This is a genomic window from Microcoleus sp. A006_D1, from assembly GCF_036702805.1.
Lineage (GTDB): Bacteria > Cyanobacteriota > Cyanobacteriia > Cyanobacteriales > Microcoleaceae > Microcoleus.
Genome location: NZ_JAUBVZ010000003.1, coordinates 72829 through 90777, shown reverse-complemented (window position 1 = coordinate 90777; position 17949 = coordinate 72829). Strand labels below are relative to the sequence as shown.

10 protein-coding genes are annotated in these 17949 nt (G+C 46.0%); 3 read left to right on the top strand and 7 right to left on the bottom strand.

Annotated features, from left to right (window positions below):
- Positions 1 to 353 precede the first annotated feature (353 nt).
- The 7 genes from QUB68_RS06005 to QUB68_RS05975 form a co-directional block, all read right to left on the bottom strand.
- Positions 354 to 2123: an adenylate/guanylate cyclase domain-containing protein gene (locus QUB68_RS06005; RefSeq protein ID WP_332990331.1), complete on the bottom strand. Its 1770-nt coding sequence runs from the start codon at positions 2121 to 2123 to the stop codon at positions 354 to 356.
- Positions 2120 to 2515 carry a response regulator gene (locus QUB68_RS06000; protein ID WP_332990329.1) on the bottom strand — a complete coding sequence of 132 codons (396 nt, stop codon included), beginning with the start codon at positions 2513 to 2515 and terminating at the stop codon, positions 2120 to 2122. The genes QUB68_RS06005 and QUB68_RS06000 overlap by 4 nt, the downstream gene beginning before the upstream one ends.
- Positions 2516 to 2851: 336 nt before the next feature.
- The gene (locus QUB68_RS05995) at positions 2852 to 8809 is read right to left on the bottom strand and encodes a trifunctional serine/threonine-protein kinase/ATP-binding protein/sensor histidine kinase (protein WP_332990326.1); all 5958 of its coding nucleotides are present in this window, start codon (positions 8807 to 8809) and stop codon (positions 2852 to 2854) included.
- Between the two features lie 330 nt (positions 8810 to 9139).
- Positions 9140 to 9859 (bottom strand): ribonuclease HII, encoded by a 720-nt coding sequence (locus QUB68_RS05990; protein ID WP_332991141.1) that lies wholly within the window; start codon positions 9857 to 9859, stop codon positions 9140 to 9142.
- A gap of 1 nt (position 9860) precedes the next feature.
- Positions 9861 to 12194: an Rne/Rng family ribonuclease gene (locus tag QUB68_RS05985; RefSeq protein WP_332990324.1), complete on the bottom strand. Its 2334-nt coding sequence runs from the start codon at positions 12192 to 12194 to the stop codon at positions 9861 to 9863.
- 871 nt (positions 12195 to 13065) lie between these two features.
- Positions 13066 to 15894 carry a TIGR03960 family B12-binding radical SAM protein gene (locus QUB68_RS05980; RefSeq protein WP_332990321.1) on the bottom strand — a complete coding sequence of 943 codons (2829 nt, stop codon included), beginning with the start codon at positions 15892 to 15894 and terminating at the stop codon, positions 13066 to 13068.
- A 233-nt stretch (positions 15895 to 16127) separates the two neighbouring features.
- A complete protein-coding gene (locus QUB68_RS05975; protein WP_332990318.1) occupies positions 16128 to 16472 on the bottom strand; it encodes an STAS domain-containing protein in 345 nt (114 codons plus the stop codon).
- A gap of 382 nt (positions 16473 to 16854) precedes the next feature.
- On the opposite strand from QUB68_RS05975, the gene QUB68_RS05970 reads away from it, so the two are divergent.
- The 3 genes from QUB68_RS05970 (at position 16855) to QUB68_RS05960 (ending at position 17945) form a co-directional block, all read left to right on the top strand.
- A complete protein-coding gene (locus tag QUB68_RS05970) occupies positions 16855 to 17049 on the top strand; it encodes a hypothetical protein (RefSeq protein ID WP_193975465.1) in 195 nt (64 codons plus the stop codon).
- Positions 17050 to 17101: 52 nt separating this feature from the next.
- Positions 17102 to 17239 carry a hypothetical protein gene (locus tag QUB68_RS05965; protein WP_332990317.1) on the top strand — a complete coding sequence of 46 codons (138 nt, stop codon included), beginning with the start codon at positions 17102 to 17104 and terminating at the stop codon, positions 17237 to 17239.
- Positions 17240 to 17798: 559 nt separating this feature from the next.
- Positions 17799 to 17945 (top strand): hypothetical protein, encoded by a 147-nt coding sequence (locus QUB68_RS05960; protein ID WP_332990316.1) that lies wholly within the window; start codon positions 17799 to 17801, stop codon positions 17943 to 17945.
- Positions 17946 to 17949: the final 4 nt, after the last annotated feature.

The window sequence follows — 17949 nt, the reverse complement described above, 5'->3', positions numbered from 1 at the left end:
GCGTCGAGATAACGAGTAACGGTTCGTAGACAAGACGGCGGTTGAAACCGCGGCTACACAAACGATGTCCGCCTCCGCGGACTCAAGAAAATAAGGTAATTTCAAACGCCCAATCATTCTTCAACCCGCGGAGGCGGGTTTTGTCTGTGTAGACGCGATTTCAATCGCCCGGTCTTTTAAGACAGGACGGCGGTTGAAACCGCTTCTCGTCAAACGATGTCCGCCTCCGCGGACTCAAGAAAATAACGTAATTTCCACTCATTCTTCAACCCGCGGAGGCGGGTTTTGTCTGTGTAGACGCGATTTCAATCGCCCGGTCTTTCTTCTTCTAATAATCTTCCCCCTGACTTTAACTATTGACACCTTTCCAAATAAATTCGAGCCACCTTATCCCCCGGATTTTGCCGCAAACAATCCGCAAACAACCCCGCAGCTTCCCTGAAATTATACATATTGTACAAAGACAAAGCCTCAGTAAATAGTTGCAAACTAGCCAACTTCCCCGCTTTCACTTCCGGCAAATCCGCATCAAAAACTTCATAAACAGTCACCCATTCAGACTTACCCTTAACCTGAACCTGATCAATTACCCGAATCGCATAATCAGCAGGATTTGTCAAGCGTTCAAAAGTCTGTTGAGTAATTAACAGCGACACCCCATAATTCTTCGTCAAACTTTCAATCCGAGAAGCCAAATTAACCGCATCGCCAATCACAGTACCGTCCATCCGATTGCATCCGCCAACAGTACCCAGCATCAAAGAACCAGTATTAATTCCCACCCCAATCTGAACCGGCACATCGCCCACAGAAGCGCGATGTCGATTGTATTCAGCAAGAGTATGCAGCATCGCAATTCCCGCTTTCACAGCATCATCCGCGCCCTCGCTAAACAAAGCCATAATTGCATCACCAATATATTTATCAATAAACCCCTGATTTTCCACAATCAGCGGTTCCATATAACTCAAATATGAATTTATAAAATTGAAATTTTCCTGCGGTGTCATCTGTTCTGAGAGAGTGGTAAAGTCGCGGATATCAGAAAACAAAATCGACATTTCCAGCTCCACCGCGTCTCCCAATTTCACACCCACAATGCTGTCACATCCCAAAAAAGATAAAAACTGATTGGGTACAAAACGGCTTGTCGCCTCAACTATTTGTAATTCTGCATCCAATGAAAGTTCCAAACTGCAATTGACATCAAACAGCTCCTCAATGAACTTTTTGCGCTCTGCCTCAGCTTCTTTGCGTTCCGTGATATCTAGAAGAGTGTTGATAGCATAGACAATTTGATTTTGTTTATCGTAAATCGGGGTAGCATGAATTTCTAGGGGAATAACCCGATTGCCGTGCCGGACTTCTAAATCGTCAGCCACAGAAGTTTCGCCCCTCAATGCCCGGATGACGGGCAAGTTTTCCACGGGGCAAGGTTGAAGATTTCCGGCTTGATAAACTTGATAAACCTCTGATAGTTGTTCCCCTGGCACATCAGGCACGAATTTTTTGTCAAATATCTCCTTTGCTTTTTTGTTGATATAGTAAACTTTGCCATCCGCATTCAGCACTCCCACGCCCACCGGCATTGCTTCCAAAAACTGCATAAAGCGATTTTCGTTGTCGTGGAGTGTCGCAATCAGTAGCGATTGCTCGCGGTTTAAATCCGCCAATTCCTGATTCATGTGCTGAAGCTGGGCATTTTGTGCTAGCAGCAGTTGATTTTGCTGATAACTGTTTACTGCTTCTTTTACTGTTAAACTCAAGTCTTCTCGTTGCCAGGGTTTGGATATATAACGATATAAATTTGCATTTTTGATCGCATTTCCCACAGCCTCAATATCTGCTTGCCCAGTTAGCATGATTTTGATAGTTTTAGGCGAGAGTATATGGACTTGTTTTAATAGTTCATCTCCCTTCATCTCCGGCATGATATGATCGGAAATAATTAACGGTACTTCATACCCATCTGACAATAATTCTTCAATCAACTCTAATGCTTCCTCCCCACCCTCGGCAATTTCGATGAGATAAGCATTCCCGACAGCTTCTTGGAGTTCTGCTTTGAGGCTTTTGAGGACAGTGTTGTCATCATCTACACAGACAATTACCTGTTGTTTCATAGTTGAGATAAACCTGATTTAATAGCTTCCAATAATTCGGCTTCTGACCAAGGTTTAGATAAACAGCAATGGAGATTTGCAAATTTTTTAGCTCGGTTAACAGCTACTTCGTCAGCTTGACCTGTCAGCATAATTTTAACAACTTTAGGGAATTGCTCGTGGATGCGAATTAGTAGCTCATCTCCTTTCATGCCGGGCATTAACCAATCAGAGATAATCACCACAATACTCACCTCGTCTTCATTTAATTCTTGAATTAAATCTAAAGCTTCCTCACCATCCTCGGCTGCTTCATAGATATAACTATTGCCAAAGGATGATGATAGCTGCGTCCGCAGACTGTCCAACACCATTCTTTCATCATCAACACACAAAATAACTGGTTTGGACATTTATTATTCCTCCTTTATCATTAGTAATTAACGCAAAAATAGTTAATTAACTTAGTGGGCCCGATCGCCTTTTAAGATCAAGCAAGTTAGATCGATCGAGCCTCCCACAACTTTGATTCAACAAGGGTTTACGCAGAGCCTTAGCCAAGTATAATCCACATAGTGCAAGTATTCCGGCTCGATCGCTAGTTTCCGCCTAAATCCGGCTTATTCAGTAAAAATATCGACTAATATTGTTTCCCTTGTTGGAATAATATACTTTGGAGTGTAGTGCGATCGGGACTATCGCGATGATCCCTGGCGCTATAATTCTGCGATGCGATCGCCCTCATCAGCTCAGACACCGCCCATGGGCAGAAAAACATGAAATGTAGTTTGACCGGGAATCGATTCGACTTCAATTTTCCCCTGATGTTTTTGCACAATTTTCTTCACAATATCTAGCCCCAATCCGCTACCTTCTCCTGGCGGCTTAGTAGTAAAAAACGGCTCAAATATTTTCGCTCTTATCTCTTCTGGTATCCCCTTACCGCTATCCGTCACACTAATCTTAGCCTGCCCGTCTTGCTCCGCCAAATCAATTGTAAGAGTGCCGCGGTAATCCATGGCTTGCAAAGCATTGTGAACCAGATTTGTCCAGACTTGATTGAGTTCATCTGGATAGCAAAGTATCGGCGGGATTTCGGCATAGTTTCTCACTACTTCAACTCCCTGTTTGAGTTGATTTTGATAGAGAGTTAAGATTGTTTCAATGCCTTCTGTAATGCTGGCTGTTGTCTTTTCCCCCGACTGTTCGTAACGGGCATAGGTTTTTAAGGCAAACACGACTTTTGACGCTCTGTCAGTGGCTGTGTCGATCGTGGCGATGCCTCTTTTTAGTTCAGAAAGTTTGTAGGCCATTTCTAGGACTTGCCAGCTATCGGGTTTTTGCAGCAGCGGCACAAAGCTGTCAATTTCCTGATACACTCCCATCATCACTAGGCGATCGGCTGCGATATCTGCATCGGCTATTCCTAATTCTTCCAGTTGGCTTCTCAAAGCTCTTTTCAATTTGCGTTCTTCTTTTGTTGATAAGCTGGCTGCTTGTTGCAGGGAACGCTGGAGTAATTTTAAGAAATTATCTGCTTCTTCTGGGGAGAGAGATTGAAACAGTGCCGGCAACTGTTCTAGGGTTTGATTCAAGAACTTAGAAACATTTCCCGCCGAGGAGCGAATTGCGCCCAAGGGTGTATTAACTTCGTGAGCAACTCCGGCAACCAGTTGTCCTAAAGCTGCCATTTTTTCTGATTGAATCAATCCTTCTTGGGTGGCTTCGAGTTGTTGCAGAGTATCGCTTAGTTCCTGATTTTTCTGGTGCAGAGCTGATTCAGCTTGTTTGCGATCGCCAATTTCTCGCCAAACCGTATGCAAAACTTGCTTACCATCTACAGGAATCACTGTCAGCAATACTTCCACCCAAAAGTCTTCTCCATCCATGCGGCGGTGCATCCATTCAAACCGATGACTACCTCGCAAGAAAGCTATGGCTGTGATTTCCTTCGCTTTCTCAAAAGAGTCTCTACCGTCAGGTTGAATCTCCGGGGAAAGTTGAGCCGGATGCAGGGAAAGAAGCTGTTGTTTGTCAGTGCAACGCATCATTTTGACCGTGGCGGGGTTGCAGTCGATAAAAGCGCCGTTATCTAACAGCAGAATAGCATCAGCAGATTGCTCATAAAGTTGTCGAAAACGAGTTTCTGACTGCTGAAGTTTTTCGGTGCGTTCTTCGACTTTGGCTTCTAAGTTGGCATATAGTTGGGCATTTTCTATGGAGATGGCTGCTTGAGACGACAAGATTTTTAATACTGCTAATCTGTCGGGAGTAAAGGCATTTGTTGTCAGATTGTTTTCGAGATACAAAATGGCGATTATTTTGCCTTGGTGTTGGATAGGCAGGCACAAAACAGACTTCGGCTGTCGCTCAATGATATAAGGATCGTGGATATTTTGGCTTTCTTTAGGTACATTGTTGTAGAGCAAAAATTCTTGAGTTCTGGCTACGTAGTTAATCAGATTTATGGGAACTCTGACGCTGGTTTCCAGGGCAATGGATTGCAGGAATATTGTTTCTGAAGAGTCGCTAGTTCCCAGAGCTTCAACTACTAAGTTACCTCCTCGGTACAAAATCAGAGCGCCTTTGGAAGCTCCAGCATTTTCAATTGCCGTTTGCATCAAAGTTGAGAGCAGTTTGTCAAGCTGAATCTCCCCTGAAAGAGCTTGAGATCCTTTAATAACTGTTGCCAAGTCGAGAAATCCCGAGCTTTCCAAACTGCTAGTCATTGAGAGGGTGACATCAGTCATCTGCGAAAGTGTTCCGCCTGTCTGCAAGCTGGTTTTTTGGTTGAGAATCGGGGCGAGTAATTGCGGATAGCGTTTTTCTAAATCCTCAACTTTTGCCTTGGCACCCCAGCGTGCGTAAGCATAGTAAGCATCGGTTAAATAGACTTGGGCAATTTTTTCTTTGCCCCATGTGAGATAGAATTTAGCGGCGAGTTCGTGGGCTAGGGCTTCTTCGTTGATGTACTCATTTTCTTTGGCTCCCTTTATGGAACAATCGTACAAATTCATCGCTTCGATAGTGTTGCCCAAAACTCGCGCTTTTTCAGCTTCTACCAAGTCATACTTGTGTTGAAAATTCATCGGAGCAGACTGTGCCCATTTCAGCAGCTTTGCTTGGTTAGTTTCCACCTTCAGCAGCCCGAGTTCTGGTGAAAAATTAGCAACAGAAAGTCGCACTAAAGAATCGTAATAATAGAAGATAGGAACATTCATTAAACCCAGGCAGCCATCGAGAAACTCTTCACTTTTTACGGCATTTTCTAATCCGATATCGCTGCGATCGAATAAATAACAAAGAATCATTTTATGCAGATAGAGCGAGTTCAGTGAAACTCTATCGTTGGCTTTTTCTAGAACTGGCAGCATTTGTGCTTCGTTATATGCTTCACCTATTAAAAGCAGCGGATTTTCTGTTTTCTCCAATAAATTAATCGCTGTTTGCCAAAATATTTTCAGCCAATTCAAAGGAGTTATTTGCCGTTTTTGGGCAATTACATAACTGTAGTTAGCCATCTCCTTTTCAAGTGCTGATAGTTCCTGTCCGGCAAAATAGGCATAGTGACATTTTTCCATAGCACAATAGCTGGCGTGCGCTAAATCTCCATTTTCCAAACCACTTTGATAACCTGCTGCAAAAATTGGCTGAGTTAACCGCAGATGCTGTTGACCATGAACTGAAAATGCTGCCACTTTAAATAACACAGCACTCTTGATTTTTTTAGCATTTAAGTGCTCAACTAAATTGACAGCAAAACAGCCATAACGATAAGATGCTTCAAAGTCTTCGACTACTATATTGAGATTGATCGCATAATCAGCAAAAGCATAAGGTGAGAAAAGTGAATGGCCATATTGGAGCAACAAATTGACTTCTGCACACCCCAGGTGCGGAGTTAAAAATGGTGCAGATTGAGCCGTCGCCGGAGTCAGACTGCATATAATTCGCAGGGCTGCTAATTTATACCCATCTGTCATCGGAGGCAGGTTCATTAGTTCCTCATTGCTCTTTCCTGCTAAAGCCTCGGCTGTGGCTTTTACTGTTTGTTCAATTTCCTGATGAGTTGGGTGATGCGGCAAGTTGACTCCGAGTAGAGGCAACACTTGCAAACCAATTTTAATAGCTTCTAGTTGTTTAGTTTCTGCTATGGAGGCGGAAATTTTAACTTCATATACTTTGACTTGATCTAAAATATTTTTTGCCTGTTGCAGCACAATTGAAGCTAATTGCTCCATCTGTTCAAAGTCGGCGTTGAGGTACGCTGCTTCAGTCGCTTCTACATACAAAAGTAGTGTTAAGTCATAACTGGTTTCCCAGCTATCTTTTGCCAGAAGTTTTCTACCTAAATTCAAATAATTTAGGGAGGCTATATAGGCTGTTGAAGTTTTAGCTTTACTTCCGGCCATTAAGTTTAATTGAGCTAGTTCATCTCGCTGAGTCTGACAGTCAATTAAATCGACTCCAATATTTAACTGGTTGACAATATCAAAAATTTTATCTTCTTTTTCTGCTTCAGGCGTATTGCTTAACAGCAGTTGCCCAATTTTGAGATGAGTTGACTGTTTCTGCTCTTTGGGAATCAGAAAATATGCTGCTTGCTGCACTCTGTCATGCAAAAATTTGTAGGGAACCGATAACTCAGACGTTTGTGTAACTTCAACGGATTCTGAGTCCTGAAAGAACTTGTAAACTTCTGTGATGGGAATAATTAACCCTTCTTGCAATGCTATCCACAAGTCAATCGCCGTTTCTACTTGAGATTTTTCGTTGACAATAGCCAGAGTTGATAAGTCAAATTGGTTGCCAATACAAGCAGCTAATTTCAAAACTTCTTGAGTATTTATAGGCAACTTTTGCAACTGAATCGCCATAAATTCTACGACATCATCGGTCAAAGCTAGCGCCTTGACTTGGGCAATGTCGCACTGCCAATAGTTGCGGTCAAAATCAAAGGTAATTAACTCATCGCTGTGAAGGGATTTGAGAAATTGAGTTGCAAAGAAAGGATTGCCTTGGGTTTTTTTAAGCACCAGTTCTGTTAAAGGAACTGCTCTTTTTAACGGACAACTCAGGGTATCTGCAATCAGGCGATTTAGGGAATGTTGATCTAGGGGTGCTAAAGTAATTTGATTGACTGTTGCCGCATCTTTCCGAATTTCATCCAATGTCAGCATCAGTGGATGGGCGGGAAAAACTTCGTTATCCCGATAGGCCCCGATTAACAACAGATAGCGGGTATCTGTGTCGCCCAGCAACAACTGCATTAGTTTCAGCGAAGCAGAATCTGCCCACTGTAAATCATCCAAAAAAACCACTAAAGGATGCTGTTTTGTGGCGAAAACTCGGATAAATTTACCCAAGAGTAAATTAAACCGATTTTGAGCGGCACTTCCTTCGAGTTCGGGTACTTCTGGCTGTTTGCCAATTAGGTGTTCTAATTCTGGGATGACATCGATAATTACCTGGGCATTTTCACCCAATGCTTCTAAAATCTTAGCTTGCCATTTTTGTATTTCAGCCTTACTTTCTGCGAAGAGTTGCTGCATCAAATTTTGGAAGGATTGCACCCAAGCTGAAAAGGGAATATCGCGATTGAATTGGTCGAATTTCCCTTTGATGAAGTAACCGCGCGCTCCGACAATTGGTTTGTGTACTTCGTTGACTGCGGCGGTTTTGCCGATGCCGGAAAAGCCGGCGACTAGCATGATTTCGACTCCCCCTTGCCCATCGAGGGGAGTGCTGATGCGATCGAATGCTGCTAATAATGTGTTAACTTCTGTTTCTCTGCCGTAGAGTTTTTCGGGTATGGCGAAGCGATCGCAAATATCTCTACTGGCCAAGGTAAACTGGTTAATCTTGCCTGTTTCTTGCCACTGTTTCCAACAGGTTTCCAAGTCGTACCTGAGTCCGAAAGCATTTTGATAGCGCGATTCGGGAGTTTTTGCCATCAATTTTATTATGATGTCACTCAGAATTGCCGGGATGGTTGGGACGAGTTCGATAGGGGGAGTTGGAGTTTTGGCAAGATGTCCGTGTACTAACTCCATCGCATCGGTAGATTTGAAGGGCAATTGTCCTGTTAGCAGTTCGTAAAATGTGACTCCCAGCGAGTAGAAATCGGTGCGGTAGTCGATACCTCGATTCATTCTCCCGGTTTGCTCGGGAGACATATAAAGTAGTGTGCCTTCCAGAACGTTAGGGCTGATAATTTCTTGGTTTTGTCTGGGTAGAAGGGAAGAAATACTGAAGTCGATGATTTTGACTTCTTTGGTGTTGGGATTAATTAGAATATTCTGGGGTTTGATATCTTTGTGAATAATTCGATTGCGATAGAGTCCTTCTAATACTTGGACTATTTGAATAGCTATTGGTAAAAAATCGTCGGTGCTTAGTTGGTGAAGGGCGGTATATTCGGAAAGAGAGATGCCGCCAAAATCTTCCATGACTAAAGCAAAACCGTTGCGGTAGTTTGAGAGTGCCAGGGGTTTGACTATGCCTGTCAGGTCAAGATTTTTGGTGATTGTGTACTGATTGCGAAACTGTACGAGTTCGTTGAAAGTGGGATATTCGCTCAACAGGATTTTGATGGCGACTGGTTTTTGGTCTGATTGGGAAACGGCTAGGTAAACTTGGGTTCTGGTGCCGTTGTAAATGCGATCGAGGATGCGATACCCAGGAATTGTTAGTGAAGTGTCTGTCATGGGATTTTAGATTTTAGATTTTAGATTTTAGTAACTAACCGTAGGGTGCGTCAGGGGGTGTTTTTTGAGTCGGTAGTCAAAACATTCTAACCTGACGCACGCTACTACTAGACCTCTTGCAAAAATAACTAGGACGGGCTCTTCGGCCCGTTCCACAAAAAACATTTTTTCTTGTGGAACAGGCATCTTGCCTGTTACAAAATTTGATTAAAATGAATTTTGCAAGAGGTCTACTATAGACTCAACCCTGTTTGTCAGGTGCGTCGCTATAAGATTGTCGATATTTCTTTGGGAATTTTTGATGGCGACGCACCCTACGACTTGTGAATTTTAAGATTCTCGGCAGGGACTAAAGGATGTTCGGTGAAAGACAGACACACCGCAGCGTTCTAAAGCTAATTTATGTTTTTTTGTACCATATCCTTTGTTGTTTGTCAAGTCATATTCAGGATACTTGACAGCCATCCGCAGGATTAATTCATCGCGCCAAACTTTGGCGACAATGCTAGCAGCGGCAATCTGAATCGATCGCGAATCACCCTTAATCATCGTCTCTTGGTCGATCGACAAATTGGGTATTCTTTGATTCCCGTCAACCAAACACAAATCCGGCGTGACATTCAACTTCAAAATCGCCCGTTTCATGGCCAACAAAGAAGCCTGCAAAATATTCAGGCGATCGATCTCCCGCACTGAAGCCGCACCAATTTGACAGTCAACCGCCACAGCCCGGATTTTCACGGCTAACCGACTCCGGGCTGCGGCACTCAACTGCTTGCTGTCGCGCACCCCACAACTTACTAATTCATCGAGAACTTGGTCGGGCAAAATGCAGGCCGCAGCCACCACCGGCCCGAACAAAGCTCCCCTTCCTACTTCGTCAACACCTGCAATTATCTGAGGGAGAGAGGGAGATTGTAGGGGCGGTGGATGGTGCGTGCCCGCCCCCGAGGGAGAAAGGGGAAGATGGAAAGATGGAAAGAGAGTAAAAATTTCTACTTCTTCCTTCTTCCCTCTTCCTTCTTCCTTCTTCCTTCCCTCGGACTTCATGTCACTCATCCAAAACAGCAGACGAGCGACGGCGGCGGCGGCGGTTGATAGCAGGCTCCTCCGGCTCGCTCGATTCGATCGCCTCATGGGATTCGATCGGCTCATGGAATTCGATCGGCTCATCGAATTCGATCGGCTCATCGAATTCGATCGGCTCATCGAATTCGATCGGCTCATCGAATTCGCTGGATTCCTCTGGCTCATAAGAGAAGCCCATCACATCATCGCTGGTTTCATCCGGGCGAGCAAAATCATCAGTTTCGTTGATCGAACTCTCGCCGTAAATTTGGGCCTCATCGTCCTCTAAAAATGCAGGCTCAGCTACCAAGCTTTCTGGATAATCATGTTCCTCAACATTTTCGGCTGTCGCCGGCGGTTCAAATTCAAATTCGAGTTGCTCGAAAGGCGGCTTGTTTGGGGCTGCTCCCGGAAGAGTCACCGAAACGATCGCATTCTTAGGATTTTTCAGGCCGCGATCCGTAAGCACCAAAGGAGAAACCCCCATCAAAGCGTAAACATCCTGCTCCTCGGCAGTCATTTCCACCGCAATCACCTCTGGAGGCTCCACCATCGGCTTCAGCAACTCAGACTTAGTTGGGCGCACGCGATCGAAATCCTCGCGCCGGCCAACTGTCGCCATATTCACCAGCCCGAAGCCCTCGGAAGCTGCGCGGATGCCGGGAGGTGCCTGGTACTCAGAGCGCGTTTCCGCGACGGGGGCGATCGAAGTATTCGGCAGCCGCAACTTGCTGCGTACCGGTTCCTCTTCCACCACCGGGAGGGCAAAAGTCTCTTCTCCAATCCGGCGGCGGCGGCGCCGTCTAGTTCCGTTGCCCAAATCCTGATAGCTGGGATGGTTGAGCAAGTCTAAAGCCGAGGCGTTGCCGCCGATCTCAACAAAATCCAAACTTTCGCTGCTCGGTTCCCAAGCAGCCCGAGCAGGTTCGGGGGAACGTTCTTCTCTTACGGGTGCAGGAGTTGCAGCAGCTACAGGCGCCAAGCTGCGGCGTTCCAATCCTTCTGGCAAGTTCAACATTACCCGGTTGGAGGTAGCAACAGTGCGATCGGCCGATTCCCGCACCGCTGGGGCCATGTCATCTTCGCCGGGGAGTTGCACGAGATGGCCCAATCCATTGCAAGTAGGGCAAGTGTGGCCGAATAACTCGTAAATATTTTGACCTTGGCGTTTGCGGGTGAGTTCTACCAGTCCCAATTCCGAGAGTTGAGCGATTTGCGGCCTAGATTTGTCAGCTTTGAGAGCTTTATTGAAATGTTCCAGCACCTGCAACTGATCGCGGCGGGATTCCATGTCGATAAAGTCAACAATAATCACCCCGGCAATATTGCGTAACCGCAGTTGTCTGGCAATTTCGGTGGCTGCTTCGCAATTTGTCCAGAGTACAGTTTCGCGAGCTGTGGCCGATCGAGTAAACGAGCCTGAGTTGACATCAATCACAGTCAGGGCTTCTGTCGGCTCAATAATTATATAACCGCCAGAAGGCAGATCTACCCTTGGTCTGAGGGCTTCTCGAATCGCAGCATTAACGCGGAAAAACTCTAAAATCGAGGCGCGCTCTCGGTGGTGGTCGATCAAAACTCCCGCAGGAAGTTTACCGCCGTTCCAGCTCATCAACTGCTGTTTCACCCGCTTGATGCCATTTTGCGAGTCCACCACAATCCGGTTCACGTCACCGCTGAACATATCGCGCAGCACCCGCTGGATAAAATCGTCGTCGCGGTTGAGCAGTGCTGGCGCTCGCGAGGTACCGCCTTCGAGTTGAACGGCTTCCCATTGTTTTTGCAGCACTTCCAAATCTTCCATGACCGCTTCTTCAGTCATGCCTTCGGCTTCGGTACGCACCAGCAGCCCCATGCCGGCCGGTTTCACCAAAATAGCCAGGGCTCTGAGGCGGTTGCGCTCGGCTTCCGACTTGATCCGCCGCGACAGATTGACTCCTCTGCCATAGGGCATCAGTACCAAATAGCGGCCCGGCAGAGTGATATTGCCTGTCAGCCGGGGGCCTTTGCTGCCCGTCGGTTCTTTCATCACCTGTACCAGCACTTTTTGCTGGGGGGTGAGGAGTTCTGTAATTGCTCCTGCCGATCGCTTGAGCCGCAGCGGGCCAAGGTCTGTGACGTGCATGAACCCGTTCCGTTCAGGGTCGCCAATATTGACGAAGGCCGCATCTATCCCGGGGAGTACATTCTCGACAATTCCTAGGTAAATGTCGCTGACTTGATGGCTGCCTGTGGCTACCACGAGTTCTTGAATTTGATCTTCTGAAAAGACGGCAGCAATGCGATGCTGCTCTGCTATAACTATCTGCTTTGTCATTCAATTTCCTCAAAAAACTGGCAGCAAGTTAGAGACACTTACGCGCTCTCAGTGCCTCTGACTTTAACTGTAATTAGTAGTAGCAGGAAGAGTTATTAGCTGTGAGTTGGTGCTGTCAGGAAATTTAACTGTTAACTGTTACAGATAAATTAGTTAAACCCGCCCGAACGAGAGTTATGAGTTATGCTCAGCAGATAAATCTGAGAGATAGAAATAAGGAGGTTTTTATCGAGTTAGCAATCTTGAGTTTTGATTTGAGAATTGCTTTCCTCAATACTCAATATTCAATATTTGCAACTCTTCCGTTGAACTCAGCGCATAAATTCAGTGACACCGTACCAATTTCTTAACACACAACTGAACACTACCAACTGATAACTCCGCTTGCGTGGTGGTTGAGGGCTGGTTTTGAGCGAAAGTTAGTAGGAGTGAAAGCGCCTAGACTTTTGTTGAATTCAAGCGCGATCGCACTCAACAGACTCTACTCTTGGCATTCGACTGCAACCTCCGCCCTTGCCAACCCTAAAACCTTGTCAAAAAGATCTATTGTTGAATGCCCGCTCTGCTGCTTGAACCGTGAGATTTTTGAGTAAGCCGACGATCGACAACCAGTCGATCGCTCGAAATTAATCCCTCAACTTGGTTCATAGCCCGCTCCTGCGGGTTTGGCGCTAGATTTAGCCTGTGAATCTACAAAAAGGCTTGAAGTCTTGAACAGAAGCAATTTGCACCCAGCCCGCGTTGCTGGTTGACGACGGCGGCGAGCGACTAAAGCGCTCGAGCCGCCGGGGCTTCCATAACAAGCAATTATAGCGTGGAACGACCCCGATCGAGAGCCGGAGGTGAAATATTCCCCTACGGCTTCCCTATTCTAACCATAACCCAGGATTAGCTGACTGCGCTGAACTTGCAGAAGCTGAATTTCCTGCTGGCTGACTTGTTCGAGCATAAACACAATATGTTCTGGCTTCAGCAAGTTGCCATCGCTGCGACAACTGCCGGTATAGCGCAAGACGGCTATACTTTCAGATTTACCGCCGATAGCAGAGGCGGTGCTTTCTGGTTGCTGCTCCACAAGTTCGAGTTTTTGCAGCCGATCGCGCAAATTCACATCCTGAGTCTTTCCCGACTTAGTAGTGTGCACCCGCCAAAAAGCTGAACTTTCGGCGATCGTCCTCACCCAAGCTTCCCAATTGGCATTTCCCGCGACTCCGACAGCAGCAGAATTTTCGCCCTCTAATTCGCGATTTTCCGTCAAAGAGCCTGTTGCTGCGACAGTAATCACGTACTCCGCGGCTTCTAACAACTGACTGGCAGAAGGAGCTTTGAGGTCGATCGGCTCAACCTTGTAAATCGGAATATTTTCCGGCAAAGTCGCCGCTAATTTTTCCCGAAAAATCTCAATATCCATCAGCTCAGTTAGCTCAAAATCCGCAATTTCCCCAGTGCTGGTAACGCCCAGAGGCAGGGCATTTGCCAGAGAAATCCGAGGATTCGGGTGGAAGCCGCCGGTAAACGAAATGGGTAAATCGGCTCGACGCACAACTCGATCGAACAATCGCAGCAAATCCAAATGACCAACCAAAGCCATATCGCCCACCTTCCCAAACCAAACCCGAAAACGCTGTTTCCGTTCCGTATTCGGCACAAACTCCCCAGCAAACTCAGGAATTGGCAGCGCATCCACAACCACATTGTGTCCGAAATCCGTGCCACAAACCCCACAGCGCGAACACCCTTCAAAGGAACAATCAGGAACCGTCGCTGCTTCTAAAGCCTTTTGCAAGTCAAGTTTTAGCCAGTTTTTGTCGATTCCCGTGTCTAGGTGATCCCAAGGCAGAGCCTGATCGAGAGACATGGAATTTGTAGGGGCGGTGGATGGTGCGGCCCCGCCCTCGATGCGGAGAATTGGGAAAATCTTCCTTGATTCCTCTGACTGCTGACTACTGACTGCTGACTTCTGACTTGTATCCGTTAAATCCGTTACAGAATCCGCTGCCGAACTTGCTTCTTCCTTCTCAAACAGATTCCACTCGCCGCTTTCGACTTTACGATATTTCCAGGTAAGGCCCGATTCATCGATCGCCCTTGTCCAAGCCTTGTATGCTGTATCCAAGCTTTCCCACCAAGCATCCATACCAGCGCCAAGTTCCCAAGCGCGGCGGACTACAGCGCCCAAACGTCGATCGCCCCTACCGACAAAATCCTCCATCGCCGAAATCCGCACATCAGTATAATTCACCTTAAGATTTCTCATCCCCCGAAATTCTCCCTTTAGGAGTCTTTGCTTGCGAGAAAACTCGGCAGTAGAAACCGAATGCCACTGAAAAGGAGTGTGAGGCTTAGGCGTAAAATTAGAAATTGTCAAGTTAAAATTCAGTGTCCGGCGGCCATCCAGCCTGCATTCCCTTTGCAGCCAGCGGACTGTTTCGGCGATGCCCAGCACATCAAAATCGGTTTCTCCGGGCAAACCGATCATAAAATACAGCTTGATTTTATCCCAACCGCGATCGACCGCAGTTTTGACACCCCGCAACAATTCTTCGTTTGTCAAACCCTTGTTAACGATATCGCGCATCCGCTGCGTACCGGCTTCCGGCGCAAAAGTCAAACCGCTTTGCCGCGTACCGCCGAGAATGTCAGCAATATTATCGTCAAATCTGTCAACCCGCTGGCTGGGTAGAGACAGAGAGATATTTTTGTCTTTGAGGCGGTTTTTGATTTCCATCCCGACTGCTGGGAGTGCCAGATAGTCGGAACAACTCAGGGAAAGCAGGGAAAACTCGCTGTGCCCAGTGGCTTTCATCCCTTGTTCGATCGCCTCTACAACTTGCTGAGGTTCCACATCGCGCGCGGGGCGAGTCAGCATTCCCGGCTGACAGAAGCGACAGCCGCGGGTGCATCCCCGGCGAATTTCCACTGTCAATCTGTCGTGTACTGTTTGGACATAGGGAACTAGCCCGATCGAATAAGCTGGTATGGGAGTCGCCACGCGGCGCAGAATTCGATCGGGAACTTGCGGGCGGTTGGGATGAACAGAACCATCTGCCGCCATATCGTAGAATTGCGGGACATAAACGCCGGGAATTTGCGCTAAATCCAGCAGCAATGCTTCTCGGCTCAAATTATTAGCTTTGCCTTCTGCCAAAATCAAGCCAATTTCTGGCAGTAATTCTTCTCCATCTCCCATAGCGATGAAGTCAAAAAAGTCAGCGTAGGGTTCGGGATTGGAGGTTGCTGTTTGTCCGCCAGCAAAAACCAGCGGCATTTGACCGCCATTTTGGTCATTTGTCGCTCTTTCTTGCCAAGTTAGGGGAATGCCGGCTAAATCCAGCATTTCCAGAATGTTTGTTGCTCCGAGTTCGTAGCTGAGGCTGAAGCCCAGAATATCAAATTCTGTGAGCGATCGCCTGGATTCTACTGCAAACAGGGGTGTTTTGGTCGATCGCAGTTTTGCTGCCAAGTCTGGTGCGGGCAAATAAGCTCGATCGCACAACTGTCTCGGCCCAGCATTCAAAATGTTGTAAAGGATGATGTGCCCCAGATTGGAAGCACCAACTTCATATACTTCTGGGTAGGTGAGCACCCAGCGCACAGACGCTGCATCCCAAGGCTGGCGCGCAGCCCCTAACTCGTTTCCCAGATAACGAGCAGGCTGATTAATTTCTGCTGTAAGTAATTCTTCGACTTTTACTGCCACGGCTCGACTCGCTAATTGTTGCGACTCTTAAGCAGCCTACCTTAAAATCTGCCAACACGCCAACCGCACTCAGTCAATTTTAGATTTTAGATTTTAGATTTTAGATTTTAGATTGACTCCACAGATTAATCTGCGAGCTGGAACTTTAGTCTAAAATCTTGGGATCACCCATTCGCTCGGAGGGCAAGCTGTCAACTGTCAACTGTCAACTGTCAACTGTCAACTGTCAACTGTCAACTGAAACAGGAGTTTTCCGCTTCAAAGCTTTCGACATTTTCAAATATCTCAAAAGCTCGATCGAGTTGGCTGAGTTCCAGAATCATCCTCATCCCAGGGGATAGCGAGCAAATACTAAACCTGCGTCCCATTTTTTTCGCCTGCTTGAGGCCAGAAATCAATGCCATCAAACCCGCACTGTCAACAAATGTTACTTCCCCCAAATCTACGAGTACCCCTCCAACTTCGGGGGCACAAATTGCTGTGGTTAGTTGCACTCCGAATTCTCCGGATGTGGCTGCATTCAGGTGGTATAAGGGTCGAATCACCGTAATTGTTTTTTGGGCAAGAAGTGTCTGCATATATCAAACCTATGGTTGCTGTGTATTTTCAACTACTGTGCTAGAAGGTTGTAAGCCTAAACTTACTTGACTCCTCTGAGCCTAACTTGCTCGCAAGGAAACCGACCAGTTGTTTTCAGTAGTTTTACTGAATCTTTATTTATTTACTGTTTTTTATGAAAGTTTCCGTAAGATTTGGAACGGAAACGTTAGCTACTATACTATTTCTTGGTCGGTCACCAAGTTGAGTCTTAGAAATTGCCAAAATTGCGATCGACTTTGCCCTAGCTGTTGGGTCAAACTGCACGATGTAATTGAAATCACTTGTTAGTTCTGATTTAGATCACGCGCGCGATCGACTGTTCAGATGATAATTAAATTGTACGGAGTTCTCCGAGCTAATATGCAAGCAACTTATGCTATTCGTCATCTTGTAGAAAAAGCCCTCTACATTAAGCAGTTGACGCCTGACATTGAAAACGAAATCAACTACGAGCTCACCCGTTTGGGGTACATCTCGGATATTGATTATGAAGCTTTAGAGTTACTAATGGATGAAATGGATGCCGGTCGGGTGCAATTGGTATCTAGTCGATAGTTGGAACCGGGCGCCACGGATAAATCCCAGAGCAAAACAAAACCCTTGCACGATGGGAAACATCGGAGTGCGATCGCAATTGTGCCCGGCACGGTATTTCGATCGCCAACCACCTATTGCTGAACTCGATATTTTCCAAGAGAGCATCCCTGCACCCATACCATTTGAGATTTTAGATTGGCATGACTGACCAAGAATTTATTGATGGTACAAGCCCCCGGATTGATCCGTGGAATCAATCCAAAATGTAAAATCTAAAATCCTCAAGCCCCCGCATTTATCCGTGGGGTTAATCTAAAATCTAAAATCTAAAATCTAAAATCGATTGACTGACGACTCTCACGGTTTGCAGTTTGTCTGCATTTGTATTCTTTTTTACAACTGATATCTCAATCAAAAACAACAAATTTTGACCTCAATTAAATCTCTAACTTTTGGGGTATGACAAATCAGCTTTTGTTGTGATTTATAATTGTTTTTGGTAAGAAAATTCAATCGCAATCTTTCCCTAAACAAAAAGGTAGTAAAGGCAGGGAAAAAGCTAGAAATAAACTAGCTCAACTGCACGATCGGATCGAGGATGCTCGCACAGATTTTCTCTCTTTTGTTGTCAACTAAGATAATTCATCCAAACCAAACGATTGTTTTAGAGCACTTGAACACCTGACAGGACGATCTACAACCTTCATTCAGTTGACAGTTGACAGTTGACAGTTGACAGTTGACTTAGAAGTCCGAGGATTGGAGTAATGAATAGTCTGATTTTAACTTCTCCCTCAAAGGGTTCCGGCTTTAAACCAATTCTTTCTGGTAAATTGTCCCGATGCTCTCTCAAATTGAGGATGGCGCAGCTTCAGAACTATGCTGGAAGCACCGATCCGAAATTTCCAATCTAAAATA